Genomic DNA, 19,550 nt, shown 5'->3' with positions numbered 1-19,550 from the left:
CCCCGTGCGGGCCCGCGCGTGCCGATGAACTCCAAGATGCCATCCCGAAAACAAGGGTTCGCGGCGTGGGTCGCCGTGTTCCTCCTGATGCTGTTGGTGGGCGTGCAACCGGCGCAGGCCGGTCGCGGCGCCTACGAAGCCGAGTTGCCCGCCAATCTGGCCGAGGCCAAGGACCTGTGCGCGCTCGTACCTTGCGCCGACGTGTTTCCCGGCGCGGTGCGTTTTTCCGAACGCATGGGGCAACCGCCTTATGTGGAAGCCTATGGCGCAGCGCAAGGCGGTAAGGCGGCGCTGCTGGGCTACGTGATGCTGTCCACCGACATCACGGACATCCCGGCCTATTCGGGCAAGCCCGTGGTCACGCTGATCGGCATGGACCGGCAAGGTCGCTATGTCGGCATCAAGGTCCTGAAGCATTCCGAGCCGATCCTGCTGCTGGGGATTCCCGAATCTGCGCTGCTGAACTTCAACAAGCAGTACATCGGCAAGTCGGTCAAGGACAAGATCGAAGTCGGTCAGTCACGGCCAGACGAGGGTGTGCTTGGCGTCGATGCGATCTCGGGCGCCACCGTGACCGTGATTGCGCAGAACCAGGTGCTGGCCACAGCCACATCTTCCGTGGCGCGTCAGGTTGGCATTCTGGCGCCAACGCGCCATGAGCCCGCGCGCTATGCGCAGACCGGGCAGCGTGCAAGCTGGGCAGAACTCGTCAAGCAGGGCAGCGTGCAGCGCTTGCTGATCCGCCCCGAACAGCTTGGGCTCGAACGCGCGCCGGAACCGTTCATTGAACTGTGGTTCGGTGATCTCAATCATCCCGACCTGGGTGCGAGCCTGCTCGGCCAATCCGTCTGGAACGACCTGCACGCTCAACTCAAGCAGAACGAGCATGCGATCTTCGTCATCCGCACCGCGGGCGCGGCGTCGTTCAAGGGGTCGGGCTTCGTGCGCGGCGGCATCTATGACCGCATCCAGATCAAGCAAGGCGCGGAGTCCTTTACCTTCCGCGATTCGGACTACCTGAACCTCTATGGCCTGGCAGCCCCTGGCGCGCCGGCCTACACGGAATCGGCCATCTTCGTGGTGCGCTCGCCAGCGTTTTCGGCGGCGTATCCGTGGAAGCTGTCCTTCCTGGGCAACCGCGTCGATCGGGCGACCGGCACGCGCAGCTTCGTTACGTTCGATGCCCCGTACTGGTTGCCCGAAACGCTGCTGCAGGGCGGGCACCCGCATATCGACGAGCCGGAGGCCCCCTGGCGGCGGGTCTGGCGTACGCGCGCGCCGCAGATCGCGCTCTTCATCGTGCTGCTCGTTTCGGTGGGCGTGGTGTATGCGCTGCGTGAGCGTCTGACGCGCCGTTCGACGCACAAGAACAAGTGGCCGGTGAACGCCTTCAAGTACACCGCCTGGGCACTGAGCATCGGCTTCGTTGGTTTTGGTGCGATGGCGCAGCCGTCGATCACGCAAGTGCTGACATGGTTCCACTCGCTGCTGTTCCAGTGGACGTGGTCCCTGTTCCTGACGGATCCGTTCATCTTCTGCTTCTGGATCTTCATCATCCTGACGGTGTTCCTCTTTGGGCGAGGGCTGTTCTGCGGATGGCTGTGCCCGTTCGGCTCGCTGTCGGAAGCGCTCTACAAGATTGGCGGACGGCTCGGCCTCAAACGCTGGCAGCGTCATCTGCCGCGTGCCTGGCACGACAAGCTGAAGTGGCTCAAGTACGCGATCTTCTTCGGGTTGTTGACGGTGTCGGTGTTCTCGATGGGGCTGGCAGAAAAGCTTGCCGAGGTGGAACCGTTCAAGACGACATTCCTGGTCGGCATCAGCCACCGCGCGTGGCCCTACGGGCTGTTCGTCTGCACGCTGCTCGGGATCTCGCTGTTTGTCGAGCGCCCGTACTGCAAGTACATCTGCCCGCTGGGTGCCGCGCTTGCCATGCCGAGCACGTTCCGCTGGTTTGGCCTGCGCCGCAAGCAAGACTGCAACAGTTGCAAGGCCTGCGCCGTCGGTTGCGGGTCTTTGGCGATCGACGCGGACGGCCGTATCGACCATCGCGAATGCCTGCACTGCCTCGATTGCATGGTGCTGTACACCGACGTCAAGGGCTGCCCGCCGCTGGCCAAGGAGCGCAAGCGGCGCGAGCGCGATGGGCTGGAGATCACGCCCATCGGCAAGGACGGCTACTTCATTCCCATCCAGCCGGTGCCGGTGCCCATGAACCCGCGGGTGGCGCAAGGCCCCGACCCGCGCATGCCGACCGACCGCGTGGTGCCGACCGGACGCGAAGGTGCGCGTGGCCTGCGCTGGCTGATGTTGGAATTGCGCGATCACCTCTGGCCGTGGAGCAGCAACGGGTGGAGGTCGGCGCGCGGCCTGCAGATCGCGGGGGCTTCGCTTGCGCTGGCAGCGAGCGTGGCATGGATCCTGGCGGCGACGGGCCACCTGTCGTCGGGCGCGGTCATCGCATGGTGGTTCGGCTGGAGCCTGTATGAAGTGCTGATCCGCCTTGCCGGCCGTCGCTACGTCAAGGATGGCCCGTGGTGGCAAGCCAATTATCGGCGCGCAACCGTCATGGACATGCTGAGCTACGTCGGCTTCAAGAATCTGCTGATTGGCGCCATGCTGTTCCTGACCCTGAAAGCGCTGGGGTGGCTGCAGGTATGAGGTGGCTGCCGGTGTTGCTCGTTGTCTGCGGCTCGCTTGCGGCTGTGCAGGGCGCTCACGCATCGGCGGCCACCACGGTGCGCGTTGCGGCGGGGCAGTCGCTGCAAGCAGCCATCGACGCAGCACATCCGGGCGATGTGCTTGAGATCGAGCGCGGCATGTATACCGGCAACCTCATCGTCAACAAGCCTCTGACGCTGCGCGGACTCGATCGTCCCACGCTCAGCGGCGGCCAGCGCGGCGACACGATCCGCATCGGCGCACCGGACGTCGTGATCGAGGGCCTGATCGTTCGCGATTCGGGCGACAGCCTGAAAGAGCAGAACGCAGGCATCAACATCCTGCCCGGCGCGCATCGCGCCGTAGTGCGCCAGTGTGAGCTGACCTACAACCTGTTCGGCCTGTGGATCGAGAAAGCCAACGACGTGCGCATCGAGGCCAACACCATCACCGGCAAGCGTGACTACAACTCGGCGCAGCGCGGCAATGGCGTGGAGCTGTACAACACACAAGGCGCGCGCATCATCGGCAACAACATCAGCTTCGTACGGGATGCGCTTTACGTGGACGTGTCGCACCACGCCGTTTTCAAAGGCAATCGGCTCCACCACAGCCGCTATGGCACGCACTACATGAACTCCTACTACAACCTGTGGGAGGACAACGACAGCTATGCCAACCGGGGCGGCCTGGCCTTGATGGAGGTGCGCGACCAGATCGTGCGCAACAACCGCACCTGGGGCAATGCCGACCACGGGATCATGCTGCGCACGTTGCAGGACTCGGTGGTGGAGAACAACGTGGTGGCCGACAACGACCGCGGCTTCTTCATCTACGACGTGGAATACACGCAACTGCGCGGCAACCTCATCGTCGGCAACCAGGTGGGCGTACACCTGTCGGCAGGTTCGACACGCAACGTCGTGCAAGGCAACGACTTCATCGGCAACCGAGAGCAAGTCCGCTACGTGGGCGCGCGTGACGAGGCATGGGGGGCACGCACGTCCACCGAGCGCGCGCAGGGCAACTTCTGGAGCGACTACCTGGGCTGGGACCGCGATGGCGATGGCATCGGCGATGTGCCCTACGAGGCCAACGACGTTGTCGACCGGCTGATCTGGCGCCACCCCGGCGTGCAACTGCTGTTGGCGAGCCCGGCGGTGCAGGCACTTAGATTCGTCAGCCGGCAGTTTCCGATCCTGCGTGTGCCGAGCGTGGTGGACGCGTATCCGCGCATGCAACCCGCGAACCCACATTGGAGCACCTGGCGTGACAGATCCCCTTCACGTTGACGAGACTGCCGCCATTTCGCTGCGCGGCGTCTGCAAACACTATGGTGCCGTGCGCGCCGTCGACGGCGTTGACCTGGACGTCGGCTACGGCGAACTGTTCGGCCTGATCGGGCACAACGGTGCCGGCAAGAGCACGCTGTTCAAGATGATGCTTGGGCTGATTCCGGCAACCGCCGGCAGCATCCGCGTGGCCGGGGCATCGGTGCGTGGGGCTGCATTCCGCGCCGCGCGCAGGCAGATCGGCTACCTGCCCGAGAACCTCGTTCTATACGACAACCTGAGCGGGTTGGAGACCTTGCGGTTTTTCGCCAGGCTCAAGGGCGCGCCGGCAGCCGATTGCGCGTCGCTGCTTGCCCGCGTCGGGCTGGCGGGTGCGGTCGACCAACCCGTGCGGGCGTATTCAAAGGGGATGCGGCAGCGCCTCGGGTTTGCGCAGGCGCTGTTGGGTGCGCCACGCGTGCTTTTTCTGGATGAGCCGACCAACGGCCTCGATCCGGCGGCAATCCACGACTTCTACGCCACGCTGCAGGCACTGCGCGAGCAGGGCGTCACGATCCTGATCACGTCGCACATCCTGGCCGAGCTGCAGCAGCGCATCGACCGCCTTGCCATCCTGGCCGACGGCCGTGTCCTTGCGCTTGGCAGTGTCGCTGCACTGCGCGCACAGGCCGATCTGCCCCTGACGCTGGCCTTGCGGGTCGAGGCCGGCGCGCGTGGCGCACTGTGGGCGCTACTCGCGCCCTTGCGCGCACACGGCGCAGAGATCGTCGACGGGCAGGCCGAGCACGAGGTGATGCTGCGCTGCAGCCGCTCGCTCAAGATGGACGCACTTCAGGCACTGCAGCCGCTGGGCGGGCGCCTGCTCGATCTGCAGATCCACGAACCGTCGCTCGAAGACGTGTTCTTTGGCCTCAGGCAAACGGAGGCCGCATGATCGGCATCGAATATCGGCAAGTGGCCGCCGTCGCGGCCAAAGAACTGCGCGATCGCCTGCGCAACCGATGGGTGCTCGCGGTGGCCGTCGTCTTCGCCGTGTTCTCGCTCGTGATCAGCTATTTTGGCGGCGCCGAGCAGGGCACGCTCGGGCCGCGTTCCATCGAGTTCGTCATTACCAGCTTGGTCAGCCTCGTCATCTACCTGATCCCGCTGATTGCGCTGTTGCTTGGGTTCGACGCCGTTGTCGGCGAGCGCGAGCGCGGCTCGCTCGATCTGCTGCTGGCCCTCCCGCTGACGCGTGTGGAACTGCTGCTGGGCAAATACCTCGGGCTCGCCGCAGCGCTCACCCTGTCGACGTTGGGTGGCTTCGCGCTGATGGCCGTGCTCCTGTGGCACCAGTTCGGCTCGGCGGGGCTGTATCAGGCGGCTGGCTTCGTGCTGAGTTCGGTGCTGCTGGGGCTGGTCTTTCTGAGCCTGGCGCTGTTCGTCTCTGTCGTCAGCCGTGAGCGCACGCGTGCTTCGGGCGCCGCCATCGCGCTGTGGTTTGGCTTCGTGCTGATATTCGACCTGTTGCTGCTCGGCCTGCTCGTCGCCACCGGCGGCAGCTTTGGCGGCCAGGCGCTGGCATATCTGCTGCTGCTCAATCCCACCGATATTTTTCGCATCCTCAACGTGTTTTCGCTGGACCAGCTGCGGGGCTTGCATGGCCTCGTCAGCATCGTGCCGCCTGCCCTGGGCAACCCGTGGGCGATGGGCGCGGCGATGCTGGCTTGGATTGCCGCGCCGCTGGCACTGGCCGCCTGGAGATTCCGCGCATGAACCCGGATCGTCGCCGCCTGCTGGCGGCTGCCCTGGCCGGATCGGCCGCCCTGATTGGTCTGGCTGCCTGTGGCCGGCAGGCCGAAGCCACCCTTGTCCCCGCTGAAGCCGACGCGGCGACCACCTGCGATCTGGACGGCATGCTGGTGGCGGATTATCCAGGGCCCAAGGCGCAGCTCTATTACCAGGGCGACGCGACGCCGCACTGGTGCTGCGATACGGTGGAAATGTTCAACACACTGCTCAAGCCGGAGCAGGCGCGGGAAATCCGGGCGGCGCTCGTGCAGGACATGGGCCAGGCCGACTGGGAGCATCCTCGTGGCCACTGGTTTGACGCCAAGACCGGCTATTACGTGTTCGGCAGCCGGCGCCGCGGCTCGATGGGGCCGACGGTCGCGAGCTTCCGGCTGGAAGCCGATGCCCGCGCGTTCATTGCCCGCGACGGTGGCAAGCTGCTGCGCTACGCCGAAGTGACGCCAGACATGGTGGACCTCAGCGGTGGCGCGCTGCACGACGGGCGGATGTAGCCATGCGGCTGCGTCGATCGGGCTGGATGACAGTCGCTTTGCTGGCGGCCTCGCTCTGGTGGTATGGCGTGTATGCGAGCCGCCGGGTGGAGCCAGAGATTCCCACCGAAATCTGCTTCGTTGCGGCGCCAACGCCCTATGACCCGCGCTCGGGCACGGCGCCCGATGCGCCGCGCGCCATCCCGCCCAACGCACGCTGCCCGGTCTGCGGCGCGTTTCCGTCGCGCGCGCCGGATTGGGCAGCCCAGGTCATCTTTGCCGATGGCGACGCGTACTTCTTCGACTCGCCATTGAGCCTGTTCATTTACTTGCGCAACCTGCCGCGCTACGCCGCCGGCCGGAAATCGGCCGACATTGCCGCCGCCTACGTGCGTGCAGTTGGCGACGGGCGCTGGATTGCCGCGCTGCAGGCCGTCTACGTGTGGGGGTCCGACGTGCCGGGGCCAATGCGCAGGGGCAATCTCCCTGCCTTCCGGAATCACACGGATGCGCGCGATTTCATTACGCGCCACGGCGGATCAGTCACGGGCTCCGCCGGCATTACCGCAGAACGCCTCCGGGCGTTGGAACCCTCGCAGCCCCATCCGGCAGGTCGGCACACCTAGCGCGTTCCCGTCTGGTTGCGGGGCGACGCAGATTGCACCGTGCGGGCCATGCTGGCGTGGTGCTTGGCGGCCATCTGTCGATAAGCCGGCCCGGAAGCTGGTTTTTCTGCGCTTCGACAGGAGGTGCGGCCTTGGATAATGCGACGGCCGGCCAACCTGCCGGCATGTCCCGCCCACCCCCCCCTCGCACGCCGGCATGTCCGAAGAAAGCGATCTCGAAAAAACCGAACCAGCCTCTCCGAGGCGCCTCGAGCAGGCGCGCGAGGAAGGCGACGTTCCCAGATCACGGGAACTGGCTTCGTTCGCCCTCACGGCAGTGTCCGCGGGCGGTTTGTGGGTGATGGGCGACTCGATCGTGCGCGCCGCATCGGCGTTTCTGGCGCGCTGCCTGGAGTTCCACCGCTACAACTACACCAGCGGGCAGGACCAGTGGAACTACGTGACCGGCCAGTTCATGCCGCTGGCCATGGCCCTGGGCGGGCTGATGCTGATGCTGGTGATTGCCGCGCTGTCGCCGTTGGCGCTCACGCGCGGGGCCATCTCGTTCAAGCCGCTGTCCCCCGACATTTCGCGCCTGTTCAAGCTGCAGGGGCTGACGCGCATGTTCTCGCTGGAGGGGCTGATGGAGCTGCCCCGCCTGCTGATCAAGCTGTTCCTGATTGCCGGTGTGGGCTGGCTGCTGGTCCGGTATTACCGCGGTGATCTGATCGAACTCCCGCAGCAGGACCTGGGCGTTGCCATGCGCGACACCCTGCACGTGGCCGGCGTGGCCTTCCTCTGCATGGCAGCGGTGATGATGCTGGTGGCGGCCGTGGATGTGCCGCTGTCGTTGTGGCAATACGCGCGCAAGCACCGCATGACCAAGGAAGAAGTGCGCAAGGAGCACCGCGAGTCCGAAGGCGATCCGCACGTCAAGGGCCGCATCCGCAACCTGCAGCGCCAGGCCGCCCAGCGCCGGATGATGGCCGACGTGCCCAAGGCCGATGTGATCGTCACCAACCCGACGCACTACGCCGTGGCGCTGCGCTATTCCGAAAAGGAAGGCGGCGCGCCGCGCGTGCTGGCCAAGGGCGCCGACATGGTGGCGGCCAAGATCCGCGAGCTGGGCACGGAGCACAAGATTCCCATTCTGGAAGCGCCCCCGCTGGCCCGGGCGCTGTACCGCCACACCGAGATCGGCCACCAGATTCCCGAGGCGCTATACGCCGCCGTGGCCGAAGTGCTCGCCTATGTCTACCAGTTGCGCCGCCTGCATCAGGTAGGCGGCCGAGTGCCGGTGCGCCCGACCGACCTGCCGGTGCCTGCCGAGTTGGACCCGGGGCCACAGCCCGGCCCGGACGACGAGCCCGAAGACGCATAAAGTGCCGCCCGCCGAGTAAGGAGCTCCACGCGCCGAGCTCCGAGCTCGGATCGCAGAGCAAAAAGCCTCGCCCTCGACACTTTTTGCACGGCGAACGGCTGTTTGAGGCTCGCGCATGTCTCGCTTGGCGTGCAATTTCGCCCCAACGGCGCCACTGGCCGCTTCCACACCCCCCGGTGGGAGGGTATTTCAACGAAAAGCCGCCTTTTGGGCGGCTTTCTCGCTTCTTCGATTTGGCGATGCCGCCTGCAAGATGGCATCCATCGAAAAGCCCCCCGCTGCACGCCCCGCCAATGAACGCCGCACTGCTCCGAGTCACCGACATCCTGCGCAAGGGCGACTACCGCTCGGCCGCGGGCCCGGTGCTCATCATCCTGATCCTGGCGATGATGGTGCTGCCATTGCCGCCGTTCATCCTGGACCTGCTGTTCACCTTCAACATCGCGCTGTCGATCATCGTGCTGCTGATCAGCATGCACACGCTCAAGCCGCTGGATTTCTCGTCGTTCCCGAGCATCCTGCTGATCACCACGCTGATGCGGCTGTCGCTGAACGTGGCGTCCACGCGCGTGGTGCTGATGGAAGGCCACACCGGCCCCGACGCCGCCGGCAAGGTGATCGAGGCGTTCGGCCACTTCCTCGTGGGCGGAAACTACACCGTCGGCATCGTGCTGTTCGTCATCCTGGTGATCATCAACTTCATGGTGATCAGCAAGGGCGCGGGCCGTATCGCCGAGGTCAGCGCGCGCTTCACGCTCGATGCGATGCCCGGCAAACAGATGGCCATCGACGCCGACCTGAACGCCGGCCTCATCCGCGAAGACGAGGCCCGCAGGCGCCGCACGGAGATCGCCCAGGAAGCTGAATTCTTCGGCTCCATGGACGGTGCCAGCAAGTTCGTGCGCGGCGATTCGGTGGCGGGTATCGCCATCCTGCTGATCAACATCGTCGGCGGCCTGGCCGTGGGCGTGCTCCAGCACGGCATGGACGTGGGCCACGCCGCCACCAACTACACGCTGCTGACCATCGGTGACGGCCTGGTCGCGCAGATTCCCGCGCTGGTGATCTCCACCGCGGCGGGCATCATGGTCAGCCGCGTCTCCACCGACAAGGACGTCGGTCAGCAACTGTCGAGCGAGCTGTTTGCCATGCCGATGGTGCTGATGACCACCGCGGGCGTGCTGGGCCTGCTGGGCCTGGTGCCGGGCATGCCGCACATCCCGTTCGTGCTGTTTGGCGGCGGTCTGGGTTATCTGGGCTGGTACCTCAAGAAGAAGCGCGAAGTGCCCGAGGTCGAGCCCGTGCTGCAGGCGATTGCCCCGGTGGATACGCCCGAGGCGAGCTGGGACGACGTGTCGTGGGTCGACGTGCTGGGCCTGGAAATCGGCTACCGCCTGATCCCGCTGGTCGACAAGAGCCAGGACGGCGAGCTGCTGCGCCGCATCAAGGGCATCCGCAAGAAGTTCACGCAGGACATGGGTTTCCTGGCGCCGGTTGTGCACATCCGCGACAACCTGGAGCTGGGCCCGTCGTCGTACCGCATCACGCTCAAGGGCGTGGAAATCGGCCACGGCGAAGTGCAGCAGGGCAAGTTCCTGGCCATCAATCCGGGCGGCCAGGATGGCATGGGCGGTCATGGCGGCATGGGTGGCCTCGGTGGTCGACTGGGCACGCAACTGCCCGGCACGCCCACCGTGGACCCGACCTTTGGCCTGCCGGCCATGTGGATCACCGCCGATGTGCGCGATCGCGCGCAGGCCGAGGGCTACACCGTGGTCGATTGCAGCACCGTCATCGCCACCCACGTCAATCAGTTGATTTACACCCATAGCACCGAGCTTCTCGGCCGTTTGGAAGTCCAGCAGTTGCTCGATCATTTGGGCAAGGAAGCACCGAAGCTGGTCGAAGACGTTGTACCCAAGCTGTTGCCCGTCGCGACCGTGCAGAAGGTGCTGCAGAACCTGCTGGACGAAGGCCTGCATATCCGCGATATCCGCACCATCGTCGAGACGCTGGCGGAGCACGGAGGCAGGACGCAAGACCCCGCCGAACTCACCGCCGCCGTGCGTGTGGCGCTGGGCCGGGCGATTGCCCAGCAGCTCTTCCCGAACAAGACCGAAATGCAGGTCGTCACGCTTGACCCGAATCTGGAGAACATCTTGCTGCAAAGCGTCGTTGGCTCTAACGCCGGCCCGATCGAACCGCAACTGGCCGACTCGCTCATGCAGGCGGCAGCGGACTCGTCGCGGCAGCACGAACAGATGGGTCAGACCGGCGTCCTGCTCGTGCCGCCCGCACTGCGCCCGATGCTCGCCCGCCTGTTCAAGCGCGCCGCACCGAGCCTGCGCGTGCTGTCGCACGCAGAAATTCCGGATCACCGAACGATTAAGGTTGTCGCCATGCTTGGAGGCCGCGCATGAAAATGCATCGATTTACCGGACTGACGTCGCGTGACGTGTTGCGCAAGGTCCGCGACCAACTGGGCGATGGCGCTCTGATCCTGTCGAACCGCGCCATTCCCGGCGGCATCGAGATCATCGCGGCATCCGATTCGCACGTGGATGCGCTGGTCGATACGCAGTCGTCGGCACCCAAGACGGCACAGCGCCGCCCGATGGCTCCGGCTCCGATTCCCGAGCCCGCACCGATTGCCGCTGCAACCGCAGCCGTGGCGGCCGCTCAGGCACCTGCTGAAGAAGCCCCGCAAACCGAGACCCCTGCACCCAACGCGCTGGCCCGTCTGCGCAACCGCTTTATTGCTTCGCGCCGCACGCCTGCACAGGAAGACGCACCGGCAGCGTCGGTTGCCCCGGTCACTCAGGCCGCCAAGCCGGCCGGCCGCACGCTGCAAACGCGCGTGGACGACGACGTGGCGTTTGGCGAAGAAGATGCGCTGGCAGCGTCCACCCGCATGCTGGCTGGCCTGTCGCTCGACCGCGCCAATGCCGAGGTTGCCCAGTCCGCGGCGCAGGCCCTGGCCAGCACCGCCCAGTTCATCGCCCGCCGCACCGCGGTGGAAGACGACGAGCCGGCGATGGAATCGACCGCCCGCTTTGCCGCCCGTCGCGAACAGGACGAGCGCCCGGTCACGCTGCGCAGCTTTGCCGAGCGCGTGGAAGCCCAGGCCCGCAACCTCCGTGCAGAACAGCAGAAGGCCGAAGCGCCTGTGAAGGCCCGCATCGATGCGCAAGCCGATGCAGGCACGTCGTCCGACATTTTCGTCCGCGTGGAGGACACGATGGCCAAGCCCGAAGCCCCGCGTGATGACGTGAGCCTGCAGCGTTCGGCCTTCCAGGCCGACGTGAAGGAAAGCATCCGTGCCGAGACCGACGTGATGACCCGCCGCATGGTCGGCGAGATCGAAACGCTCAAGAGCACGCTGAACGACGCCATGTCGAGCCTGGCCTCGCTGGGCGTGAAGCTGGGCGACCCGGTGCGTACGCGCCTGTTCCAGACCATGCTCAACGCAGGGTTCTCGGCACAGCTCACGCGCTACGTGCTGGAGAACATGCCGCAGCACGACACGTACGAAGGCGCGCTGGATTTTGTGCAGCGTGCGATTGAAAAGAACCTGAGCACCGTGTCGGACGAGAACAGCCTGCTCGACCAGGGCGGCGTGTTTGCCCTGATGGGCCCGACCGGCGTGGGCAAGACCACCACGACCGCCAAGCTGGCCGCACGCTTCGTGCTGCGCCATGGCGCATCGCGTGTGGCACTGCTCTCAACCGACAGCTACCGGATCGGCGGCCACGAACAGCTGCGCATCTACGGCAAGATTCTGGGCGTCTCGGTGCATGCCGTGAAAGACGCGCAGGACCTGAGCCTGGCGCTGAACGACCTGCGCGAGAAGCACGTGGTGCTGATCGACACCATCGGCATGAGCCAGCGCGACCGCGCCGTGTCCGAACAGATGGCGATGCTGCATGCCGTGGGCCCGTCGATCAAGCGCCTGCTGCTGCTCAACGCTGCCAGCAACGGCAAGACGCTCGATGAAGTCGTGGGTGCCTACCGCGACGCCAACCTGGCCGGCTGCATCCTCACCAAGATCGACGAGGCTGCCTCCGTGGGCCACGCGATGGACGTGATGATCCGCCGCCGCCTGCCGCTGCACTACGTCTCGTACGGCCAGCGAGTGCCGGAAGACATTGCGGTGCCGAACAAGAAGCTGCTGATCCACCGCTCGTTCCGGGCCGGTGCGGAGCAGTCGTCGTTCACGCTGGATTCGGACGAATCACTGCTCGTGGCCCAGGGTGCGGTGTCACGCAACGCAGGCAACCGCGAACCCGGCCTGGCCGCTTTCGATTTCGCCTGACAAGGGGGCGACCATGACGACGCCATTCGCCAAGGATCAAGCCGCAGGGCTGCGGCGCATGCTGGGTCATGCCGCTGCCCGCCGCGTGCTCGTGATCGGCGCGGAAGAGCAGGTCGATGACTTTGTCGACAACCTGCGCATCGCGCTGTCCGGCATGGGCCGCGATACCGCTGTGGTGAGCGCGCAGACCGTGCTGGCCATGGCCGGTGTGCTCGAGCAGCACGACGAGACGGCGGATGTGACGCTGGTGGCCGCGCATTTCGGCACGCGGGCGCTCGGCACCGTGGCCGAAGCGTGCGACGACGTGCTGCTGACCTTCTCGGATGGCCCGGAAGGCATCAAGAGCGCGTACACGCTGCTCAAGAAAACCGCCGTGCTGCAAGGCGGCGCAGGCATCCGCACCGTCGTATGCGGCGCGCATTCGGTGGATTCCGCCGTGCGCGTGTTCGGCAACCTGGCCAACACCGTGGGCCAGTACCTGAACACCCGGATCGATTTCGCCGGCTACCTCCCCGAGGACCGGCACGTAGAACTCGCGCTCTCGCTCGGCAAGCCCGTGGCGAGTGCGTTTCCCGCATCGCCTTCGGCCATGGCCTTCCGCCAGCTTGCCGAAGAAATGTTGAGCTGGGCCAGCGCCGAGGCCCAAGCCGGTGATGGCAGTGCGCCGTCACGGGTGGTCATGTCGGCGCGGGCACCGGCTCAGGAGCCGGCAGATGAATCGGCGCAAGCAACGTCAATGTCGGCATCGACAGCGACACCCGGCGCCACCGCACGCGCGGCCGAATTGGTTTATTGAGGCGCAGCATGAACGAAGCGTCAAAGGCAGGCATGGATATGTACACCGCAACCGGTCGCAAGACCAAGTCCGACGAGATGGCCACGTACGCACCGCTCGTGCGTCGCATTGCCAACCAGATGATGGTCAAGCTGCCGGCCAGCGTTGAGCTGGACGACCTGATCCAGGCCGGCATGATGGGTTTGCTCGATGCGCTGTCGCGCTATGAGGAAACGCAGGGTGTGCAGTTCGAGTTCTACGCGGCCCAGCGTATCCGCGGCGCGATCCTGGACGAACTGCGCGGCTCGGATTGGCTGCCGCGCGGCCTGCGCCGCAACGCGCGCACGATCGAGCAGGCAATCCAGAAGCTGCAGCAGCAGAAGGGCCGCGCGCCCACCGAAACCGAGATTGCCGTAGCGCTGGGCATGTCGCTGGCCGAATACCAGAAGCAACTGGTCGACCTGCAAGGCAGCCAGTTGCTGTATTACGAAGATTTCGACCGTGAAGACGCCGACGCCTTCATCGAGAACCGCGCACCCGAGAACGACGCCACGCCGCTGGACCAGCTGCTGAACCACGACCTGCGCGAATCGGTGGTCGCTGCCATCGAGGGACTGCCCGAGCGCGAAAAGCTCATGATGAGCCTCTACTACGAGCAGGATCTGAACCTGCGTGAAATCGGCGCCGTGATGGGCGTGTCGGAATCGCGCGTGTGCCAGATCCACAGCCAGGCGATTGCCCGCATCCGTTCGCGCCTGCGCGATCGCGCATGGCTGCCGACGCCGACCTGATATGAGGTCGGCTGAGAGCTGCTAACAAAACCCTCTGCTTCACTGGGTTGGATGGCGGCTCTTGGTCCCAGCTTTACCTGCCAGGTATTTCTACTGCGCGGTCAGCGACTCATGTCGCGGCCGCGCTTTTTCTTTGGGGCCTCGGTTACGAGGCGCGCTTGGAGGCGTGAAACAGGTAGATCACGGCGCACATGCGTTTCAGAACGCAAAATATGTACACAAAAAACGTATGTAATTGTTGACAGAAAAATGGCGCCCCTCCAAGATTCCGGCAAATACGCGGCATCACGCCGCATGAATGCTGGCGAATGGAACCCGCGCCATCCGCCTAAAGCACGCTCCCGGCATTGACACGGGGGCGGCCCCAGGAGACAGACAATGCGCCAATCCCCCGGCCAACCCTCGCCCTCTTCGTCGACAATCACCGGCGCCGCTGCCGATCCCGTCAACGAATTTCTGCCGCTGCCGCGCCTGTTCGCGCTGGGGCTGCAACACCTGCTGGTGATGTACGCCGGGGCGATCGCCGTGCCGCTGATTGTCGGCAATGCGCTCGGCCTGTCAAAGAGCGATCTCTCCTATCTCGTCAATTGCGACCTGTTTGCGGCTGGGATCGGCACGCTGATCCAATCGCTCGGTTTCCTGATGTTCGGGATCCGCCTGCCGGTCATGATGGGCGTCACGTTTGCCGCGGTTGCCCCGATGATCGCCATCGGTGTGGAGCCCGGCATGGGGCTGCCCGGCATCTTCGGGGCGTCGATCGTTTCCGGCGTGTTCGGCATTGCCGTTGCACCGCTGATGGGGCGGCTGCTCGGCCTCTTCCCGCGCGTGGTGACGGGCACGGTCATCATGCTGATCGGTTTTTCGCTGCTGAGCGTGGGGATCAACTGGGCTGCGGGCGGCCAGCAGATGATTCCGCAGGTGGTGGACGGCGTGCGCCACATGGTGCCGAACCCGGCGTTTGGCGATCCGTTCGGCCTCGCCATTGCGGCGCTCGTGCTGGTGACGATCCTGCTGCTGACCAAGTTCGGTAACGCACTGCTGTGCAATATCGCCGTGCTGCTGGGTATCGTGACGGGCACGCTGGTGGCGGCGGCGTTCGGCAAGGTGTCGCTCGCCGACGCGAGCGCCGCACCCCTGGTGACGCTGGTGACGCCGTTCTACTTCGGCATGCCGAAGTTCGAGCTGTCGGCCATCATCTCGATGTGCATCGTGATCGTGATCACGCTGGTGGAGTCGACCGGCATGTTCCTCGCGCTGGCGCACGTGGTGGGCAAGCCGATCTCGCGCAATGAACTGACCAACGGCCTGCGTGCCGATGGTCTGGCGACGGTGGTGGCGGGGGTGTTCAACACGTTCCCGCATACGTCGTTCTCGCAGAACATCGGGCTGGTGTCGATCACGGGCGTGCGCTCGCGCTATGTGGCGGCGGCCGGCGGGGTGCTGCTGATCGTGCTGGGGCTGTTTCCGAAGCTCTCGTATGTGGTGGCATCGGTGCCGCAATACGTGCTGGGCGGGGCGGGCATCGTGATGTTCGGCATGGTGGCCGCAGCCGGTATCCGCATGCTGGGCATGGTGGATTTCCAGCAGCAGCGCCACAACCTGCTGATCATCGCGGTGTCGGTCGGCTTCGGCATGATGCCGACGCTGGCGCCGGCCTTCTTCCATCACTTCCCGGACTGGATGCGCCCCATCACCCACAGCGGCATCGTGATGGGCACGCTGGTGGCCGTGGTGCTGAACGCCTGGTTCAACGGCATCCGCGGCTCGCACGAAGTCATGCACGGCGCGGCCGCAGCCGCGCATTGAACATCCAACGCCGCGCTTCAACGCGGTTCAGGTTTCTCCGGCAACCGAGACGCGGTATGCGGTGTGCTGCCGGTAGACCTGGCCCGGGCGCAGCATGACCGCTTCCGCATCGGGCATGTTGACCTGGTTCGGAAACGCGCTCGCTTCCAGACACAAGCCGCTGCGTTGCGCGTGCGTGCCTGCCAGCATGTGGCCCGAGTAGAACTGAAGCCCGCGTTGGTCTGTGAGCACCGTCAGCTCGCGGCCGCTGCCGGGTTCATACAGACGCGCGACCGGACGCACATGCGGACGACCGTCCGAGGCCGAATTGCGCAGCACGAAGCAGTGGTCGAATCCCCCGGTCTGCGCCAACTGTGCGTTAGGCCAGTCCAGCCGTGCCCCGATGGGCGCCGCCTGCCGAAAATCGAATGCCGTGCCGGCGACACTCACTGCCCGTGTCGGGATCAGCTTGGCATCGACTTCCAGATAGGCATCGGCATCGATCGACAGGATGTGGCCCCTGATGTCGGTGCCGGGTTTGCCGCTCAGGTTGAAATACCCGTGGCTGGTCAGGTTGATCGGCGTGGGCGCATCGGTCCGCGCTTCGTAGTCGATCGACAACGTGCCATCGTCGTCTAGCGCATAGCGAACCTGCACGGCGACATTGCCCGGGAATCCCGCATCGCCTTCCGCAGACGTGAGCCGCAGGACCAAAGCGCCGTCCTGATCGTCGGCGTCCCATCGTGCCCGATGAAACCCGCTCGCCCCTCCGTGCAGCAGGTTGCCGCCCTCGTTGCGGTCGAGCGCGTAGTCGATGCCGTCGAGCGTAAAGCGCGCGCCGGCAATCCGGTTGGCCCAGCGACCGATCAAGCCGCCAAGATAGCCCCCAGATTGAAGGTAGGCGGCAGGCGTCGCATGGTTCAGAAGAATTTCGCCCAGACGCCCGCCGCGGTCCGGCGCCTGCCAGGAGACGAGCGTCGCCCCGAGGTCGCTGATCGAAACGCGCATGCCCAAGGCATTGCGCAGCGTGAACAGCCGAACCGGCTCGCCGTCCGGCAAGTGCCCCCATGTTGCTGACGAGATGGCGCCGTCGAGCGGCGCATGTGCGGACAGCGCGGGCGCGATGCTCATGATTGGCTCTCCATGGTGGCGCGTTCCTGGTATTCGCGCGGCGTGCAATCCAGCTCGCGGCGGAATACGGCATGCATGTATTGCGGGGAGGTAAAGCCGCAGCGCACCGCCACCTCGGCGGTGGCGACATCACGGCTGGCCAGCATGTGCTTGGCTGCGTCGAGCTTATGGCGAAGGATTTCCTGGTGCACGGTGCAATTCAATTCACGACGAAAGTGTTCTTCGAGCGATGACCGCGAGATACCGACGTAGTCCGCGACCTGCTCGGTCTTGATCCCTTGGCAGGCGTATTGCCGAATGAAGTGCCGCGCCCGCATGACATACGGGCTGGCAAGCGGCTGATGGCGGGACGACGCCAGCACATTGATGCCCACGGGTGGCACGAGAATCTGCCGGCCTGCCAGGCGCGCGCCGCCTAGCATCTGGTGCAGCAGATGTGCGGCGGTGCGCCCCATCTCCACGGTGCCCTGAATGACCGACGACAGCGGAATGCGGCTCAGCGTGCGCGTGAGCGGATCGTTGTCGATGCCGATGATGGCGATCTCTTCCGGCACGGCGAACCCTGCCGTCATGCAGGCTTGCAGCAGATGCCGCGCCCGCGCATCCGTCACGGCGATGATGCCGATGGGCTTGGGCAAGCCGCGCAGCCATTCGATCAACTGGCTGATCGCCTGATGCCAGGTCGGTGCGCTGGTCGATAGGCCCCGGTAAATCTCCCGCTCAACGGGCGCGGCGGGATTGTCCTGCCGGCGCAAGCGCGTAAAGGCCAGTTCGCGTTGCTGTGCCCAGCGGTTTTCCGACGCCTGGGGCAGGCTGTACAGCGCAAAGTGCTGCAGGCCGGCTTCGATCAGGTGCCGGTAGGCCAGCGCGACCAGCTTGCCGTTGTCCGTGGCGACATACGGCTCCTTTGCCGGGTAGTGCGCCGGGTCTTCATACGAAGAGCCGACGGCCACCACCGGTAGCGGGCAACCACGCAGCGCTTCGGCGACGGCGGGGTCGTCGAAATCCGCAATGATGCCGTCGCCGTCAAAGCGCTCGATGCCGGGCAGCCGGCAGCGGAAATCTTCTTCCAGAAACAAGTCCCACGTCACGCGGGTGGAGCGCATGTAGTCGCCAATGCCCGCGATGATCTCGCGGTCGTACACCTTGTTGGCGTTGAACAGCAGCGCAATGCGATGAATCCGCGCGTGCTGCGATGGATCGGGCAATTGACGATGCATGGGCTGTTGGGCGCTCGCGGTGGCAAGGGTTTGCCATATGGCGGCGGTGCTGGGGCGTGCCGCTCGCCCGCACATTCTATGGGCTGCGTGCGGCGCTGTCAGACGATGCCCGCCGGGTGGCAAGAAATGTTAGGGCGGTTGGGCAATTTCGTAATTGCCGGTGCCAAGGCGGCGCATGCACCATGCCACTGCCGTCGAGCCGGCCGAAATCTATTGCGGCGGAGCAGACGCCACGTCGGTACCCACCAACAAAAGAAGATGGAGTGAGACATGAAATCGAACCAACGCCGTTGTGTTCTGAGGGCCGCCTTTTGCGGTGCAGTGCTCGCCAGCCTGTCGATGGCCGCGCCGCTGGCGCACGCCAGCAAGGCGCATCCGGAAATTGGCTTCTGTATCGACGACCTGCGCGTAGAGCGCTGGTCGCGCGACCGCGATTACTTTGTCGCCGCCGCAGAAAAGCTGGGTGCCAAGGTGTCGGTGCAATCGGCGGACGCCAGCGAGCAACGCCAGATCTCGCAGATCGAGAACCTGATCTCGCGCGGTGTCGACGTGATCGTCATCGTGCCGTTCAACTCCAAGGCGCTGACCAACGTGGTGGCCGAAGCCAAGAAGGCCGGCATCAAGGTGGTGTCGTATGACCGTGTGATTCTCGATGCCGACGTTGATGCCTACATTTCGTTCGACAACGAGAAGGTGGGCGAGCTGCAAGCGCAGGGCGTCTTCAACGTGCGCCCGAAGGGCAACTACTTCCTGCTGGGCGGCGCGCCGACGGACAACAACGCCAAGATGCTGCGGCAGGGCCAGTTGAAGGTGCTGCAGCCGGCCATCGACCGCGGCGACATCAAGGTGGTCGGCTCGCAATGGGTGCCGGAGTGGAGCGCCTCTGCGGCGCTGGGTATCGTCGAAAACGCGCTGACCGCGAACAACAACAAGATCGATGCCGTGGTCGCCTCCAACGACGGCACGGCCGGTGGCGCGATCCAGGCGCTGGCTGCGCAGAAGCTGGCCGGCAAGGTGCCGGTGTCAGGGCAGGATGCCGACCTTGCCGCCGTCAAGCGCGTGATTGCCGGTACGCAGACGATGACGGTCTACAAGCCGCTCAAGCTGATTGCTACCGAGGCTGCGCAGCTTTCGGTGGCGCTCGCCAAGGGTGACAAGCCGAAATACAACTCGCAGTACGACAACGGCAAGAAGAAGGTCGACACGGTGTTGCTGCAGCCCACCCAGCTCACGAAGGACAACGTCAACCTGGTGGTGAAAGACGGCTTCTACACGCAGGCGCAGATCGGCGGCCAGTAAGGTCCCGCAGCCAGGGCCGCTTTGTGCCGGCGATGAG

At 65.3% G+C, this 19,550-nt stretch carries 15 protein-coding genes; 13 read left to right on the top strand and 2 right to left on the bottom strand.

Translation table 11 applies throughout. The features are described 5' to 3' along the window. Positions 1 to 36 precede the first annotated feature (36 nt). The 12 genes from AAHM38_RS04440 (at position 37) to AAHM38_RS04385 (ending at position 15,884) form a co-directional block, all read left to right on the top strand. The gene (locus tag AAHM38_RS04440) at positions 37 to 2,661 is read left to right on the top strand and encodes a NosR/NirI family protein (RefSeq protein WP_179817493.1); all 2,625 of its coding nucleotides are present in this window, start codon (positions 37 to 39) and stop codon (positions 2,659 to 2,661) included. Beyond that, positions 2,658 to 3,953, top strand: coding sequence for a nitrous oxide reductase family maturation protein NosD (locus AAHM38_RS04435; RefSeq protein WP_039373655.1), 1,296 nt, complete (start codon positions 2,658 to 2,660; stop codon positions 3,951 to 3,953). The genes AAHM38_RS04440 and AAHM38_RS04435 overlap by 4 nt, the downstream gene beginning before the upstream one ends. After that, entirely contained in the window at positions 3,931 to 4,887 is a 957-nt protein-coding gene (locus AAHM38_RS04430) for an ABC transporter ATP-binding protein (RefSeq protein WP_103519191.1), read from the top strand. The genes AAHM38_RS04435 and AAHM38_RS04430 overlap by 23 nt, the downstream gene beginning before the upstream one ends. After that, positions 4,884 to 5,708, top strand: coding sequence for an ABC transporter permease (locus AAHM38_RS04425; RefSeq protein WP_012430157.1), 825 nt, complete (start codon positions 4,884 to 4,886; stop codon positions 5,706 to 5,708). The genes AAHM38_RS04430 and AAHM38_RS04425 overlap by 4 nt, the downstream gene beginning before the upstream one ends. Then, positions 5,705 to 6,235, top strand: coding sequence for a nitrous oxide reductase accessory protein NosL (locus tag AAHM38_RS04420; protein WP_009240478.1), 531 nt, complete (start codon positions 5,705 to 5,707; stop codon positions 6,233 to 6,235). The genes AAHM38_RS04425 and AAHM38_RS04420 overlap by 4 nt, the downstream gene beginning before the upstream one ends. 2 nt (positions 6,236 to 6,237) lie before the next feature. Then, positions 6,238 to 6,840 carry a nitrous oxide reductase accessory protein NosL gene (locus AAHM38_RS04415; RefSeq protein ID WP_009240479.1) on the top strand — a complete coding sequence of 201 codons (603 nt, stop codon included), beginning with the start codon at positions 6,238 to 6,240 and terminating at the stop codon, positions 6,838 to 6,840. A 196-nt stretch (positions 6,841 to 7,036) separates the two neighbouring features. Next, positions 7,037 to 8,200 carry a flagellar biosynthesis protein FlhB gene (gene flhB / locus AAHM38_RS04410; protein ID WP_004627735.1) on the top strand — a complete coding sequence of 388 codons (1,164 nt, stop codon included), beginning with the start codon at positions 7,037 to 7,039 and terminating at the stop codon, positions 8,198 to 8,200. A gap of 293 nt (positions 8,201 to 8,493) precedes the next feature. Further along, the gene (flhA, locus tag AAHM38_RS04405; RefSeq protein ID WP_116575274.1) at positions 8,494 to 10,620 is read left to right on the top strand and encodes a flagellar biosynthesis protein FlhA; all 2,127 of its coding nucleotides are present in this window, start codon (positions 8,494 to 8,496) and stop codon (positions 10,618 to 10,620) included. Further along, positions 10,617 to 12,512, top strand: a complete 1,896-nt coding sequence (flhF, locus tag AAHM38_RS04400; RefSeq protein ID WP_116575273.1) for a flagellar biosynthesis protein FlhF — start codon at positions 10,617 to 10,619, stop codon at positions 12,510 to 12,512. The genes flhA and flhF overlap by 4 nt, the downstream gene beginning before the upstream one ends. 13 nt (positions 12,513 to 12,525) lie before the next feature. After that, on the top strand, positions 12,526 to 13,308 hold the full coding sequence (locus AAHM38_RS04395; protein WP_039373458.1) for a MinD/ParA family ATP-binding protein: 783 nt from the start codon (positions 12,526 to 12,528) through the stop codon (positions 13,306 to 13,308). An 8-nt stretch (positions 13,309 to 13,316) separates the two neighbouring features. After that, a complete protein-coding gene (locus AAHM38_RS04390; RefSeq protein WP_116575272.1) occupies positions 13,317 to 14,078 on the top strand; it encodes an RNA polymerase sigma factor FliA in 762 nt (253 codons plus the stop codon). A 378-nt stretch (positions 14,079 to 14,456) separates the two neighbouring features. Beyond that, positions 14,457 to 15,884, top strand: a complete 1,428-nt coding sequence (locus AAHM38_RS04385) for a nucleobase:cation symporter-2 family protein (RefSeq protein ID WP_116575271.1) — start codon at positions 14,457 to 14,459, stop codon at positions 15,882 to 15,884. A gap of 27 nt (positions 15,885 to 15,911) precedes the next feature. Here AAHM38_RS04385 and AAHM38_RS04380 read toward each other — a convergent pair whose 3' ends face one another. Further along, positions 15,912 to 16,994, bottom strand: coding sequence for an aldose epimerase family protein (locus AAHM38_RS04380; protein ID WP_116575270.1), 1,083 nt, complete (start codon positions 16,992 to 16,994; stop codon positions 15,912 to 15,914). After that, a complete protein-coding gene (locus AAHM38_RS04375; protein ID WP_116575269.1) occupies positions 16,991 to 18,214 on the bottom strand; it encodes a XylR family transcriptional regulator in 1,224 nt (407 codons plus the stop codon). Before AAHM38_RS04375 ends, AAHM38_RS04380 begins: the two co-directional genes overlap by 4 nt. A gap of 270 nt (positions 18,215 to 18,484) precedes the next feature. On the opposite strand from AAHM38_RS04375, the gene xylF reads away from it, so the two are divergent. After that, entirely contained in the window at positions 18,485 to 19,513 is a 1,029-nt protein-coding gene (xylF, locus tag AAHM38_RS04370; RefSeq protein ID WP_116575268.1) for a D-xylose ABC transporter substrate-binding protein, read from the top strand. The last annotated feature ends 37 nt before the right edge of the window (positions 19,514 to 19,550 follow it).

The organism is Ralstonia sp. OTU4908 (assembly GCF_038440115.1).
Taxonomy (GTDB): domain Bacteria; phylum Pseudomonadota; class Gammaproteobacteria; order Burkholderiales; family Burkholderiaceae; genus Ralstonia; species Ralstonia pickettii.
Note: the sequence above shows the minus strand (reverse complement) of the source record. Positions and strands in the feature narration are given on the sequence as shown.

Excerpts from the sequence above, each read along its gene's own strand:
- AAHM38_RS04440 (WP_179817493.1), top strand. The coding sequence starts at position 37 with ATGCCATCCCGAAAACAAGGGTTCGCGGCGTGGGTCGCCGTGTTCCTC.
- AAHM38_RS04435 (WP_039373655.1), top strand. The coding sequence starts at position 2,658 with ATGAGGTGGCTGCCGGTGTTGCTCGTTGTCTGCGGCTCGCTTGCGGCT.
- AAHM38_RS04425 (WP_012430157.1), top strand. The coding sequence starts at position 4,884 with ATGATCGGCATCGAATATCGGCAAGTGGCCGCCGTCGCGGCCAAAGAA.
- AAHM38_RS04420 (WP_009240478.1), top strand. The coding sequence starts at position 5,705 with ATGAACCCGGATCGTCGCCGCCTGCTGGCGGCTGCCCTGGCCGGATCG.
- AAHM38_RS04415 (WP_009240479.1), top strand. The coding sequence starts at position 6,238 with ATGCGGCTGCGTCGATCGGGCTGGATGACAGTCGCTTTGCTGGCGGCC.
- flhB (WP_004627735.1), top strand. The coding sequence starts at position 7,037 with ATGTCCGAAGAAAGCGATCTCGAAAAAACCGAACCAGCCTCTCCGAGG.
- flhA (WP_116575274.1), top strand. The coding sequence starts at position 8,494 with ATGAACGCCGCACTGCTCCGAGTCACCGACATCCTGCGCAAGGGCGAC.
- flhF (WP_116575273.1), top strand. The coding sequence starts at position 10,617 with ATGAAAATGCATCGATTTACCGGACTGACGTCGCGTGACGTGTTGCGC.
- AAHM38_RS04395 (WP_039373458.1), top strand. The coding sequence starts at position 12,526 with ATGACGACGCCATTCGCCAAGGATCAAGCCGCAGGGCTGCGGCGCATG.
- AAHM38_RS04390 (WP_116575272.1), top strand. The coding sequence starts at position 13,317 with ATGAACGAAGCGTCAAAGGCAGGCATGGATATGTACACCGCAACCGGT.
- AAHM38_RS04385 (WP_116575271.1), top strand. The coding sequence starts at position 14,457 with ATGCGCCAATCCCCCGGCCAACCCTCGCCCTCTTCGTCGACAATCACC.
- AAHM38_RS04380 (WP_116575270.1), bottom strand. The coding sequence starts at position 16,994 with ATGAGCATCGCGCCCGCGCTGTCCGCACATGCGCCGCTCGACGGCGCC.
- AAHM38_RS04375 (WP_116575269.1), bottom strand. The coding sequence starts at position 18,214 with ATGCATCGTCAATTGCCCGATCCATCGCAGCACGCGCGGATTCATCGC.
- xylF (WP_116575268.1), top strand. The coding sequence starts at position 18,485 with ATGAAATCGAACCAACGCCGTTGTGTTCTGAGGGCCGCCTTTTGCGGT.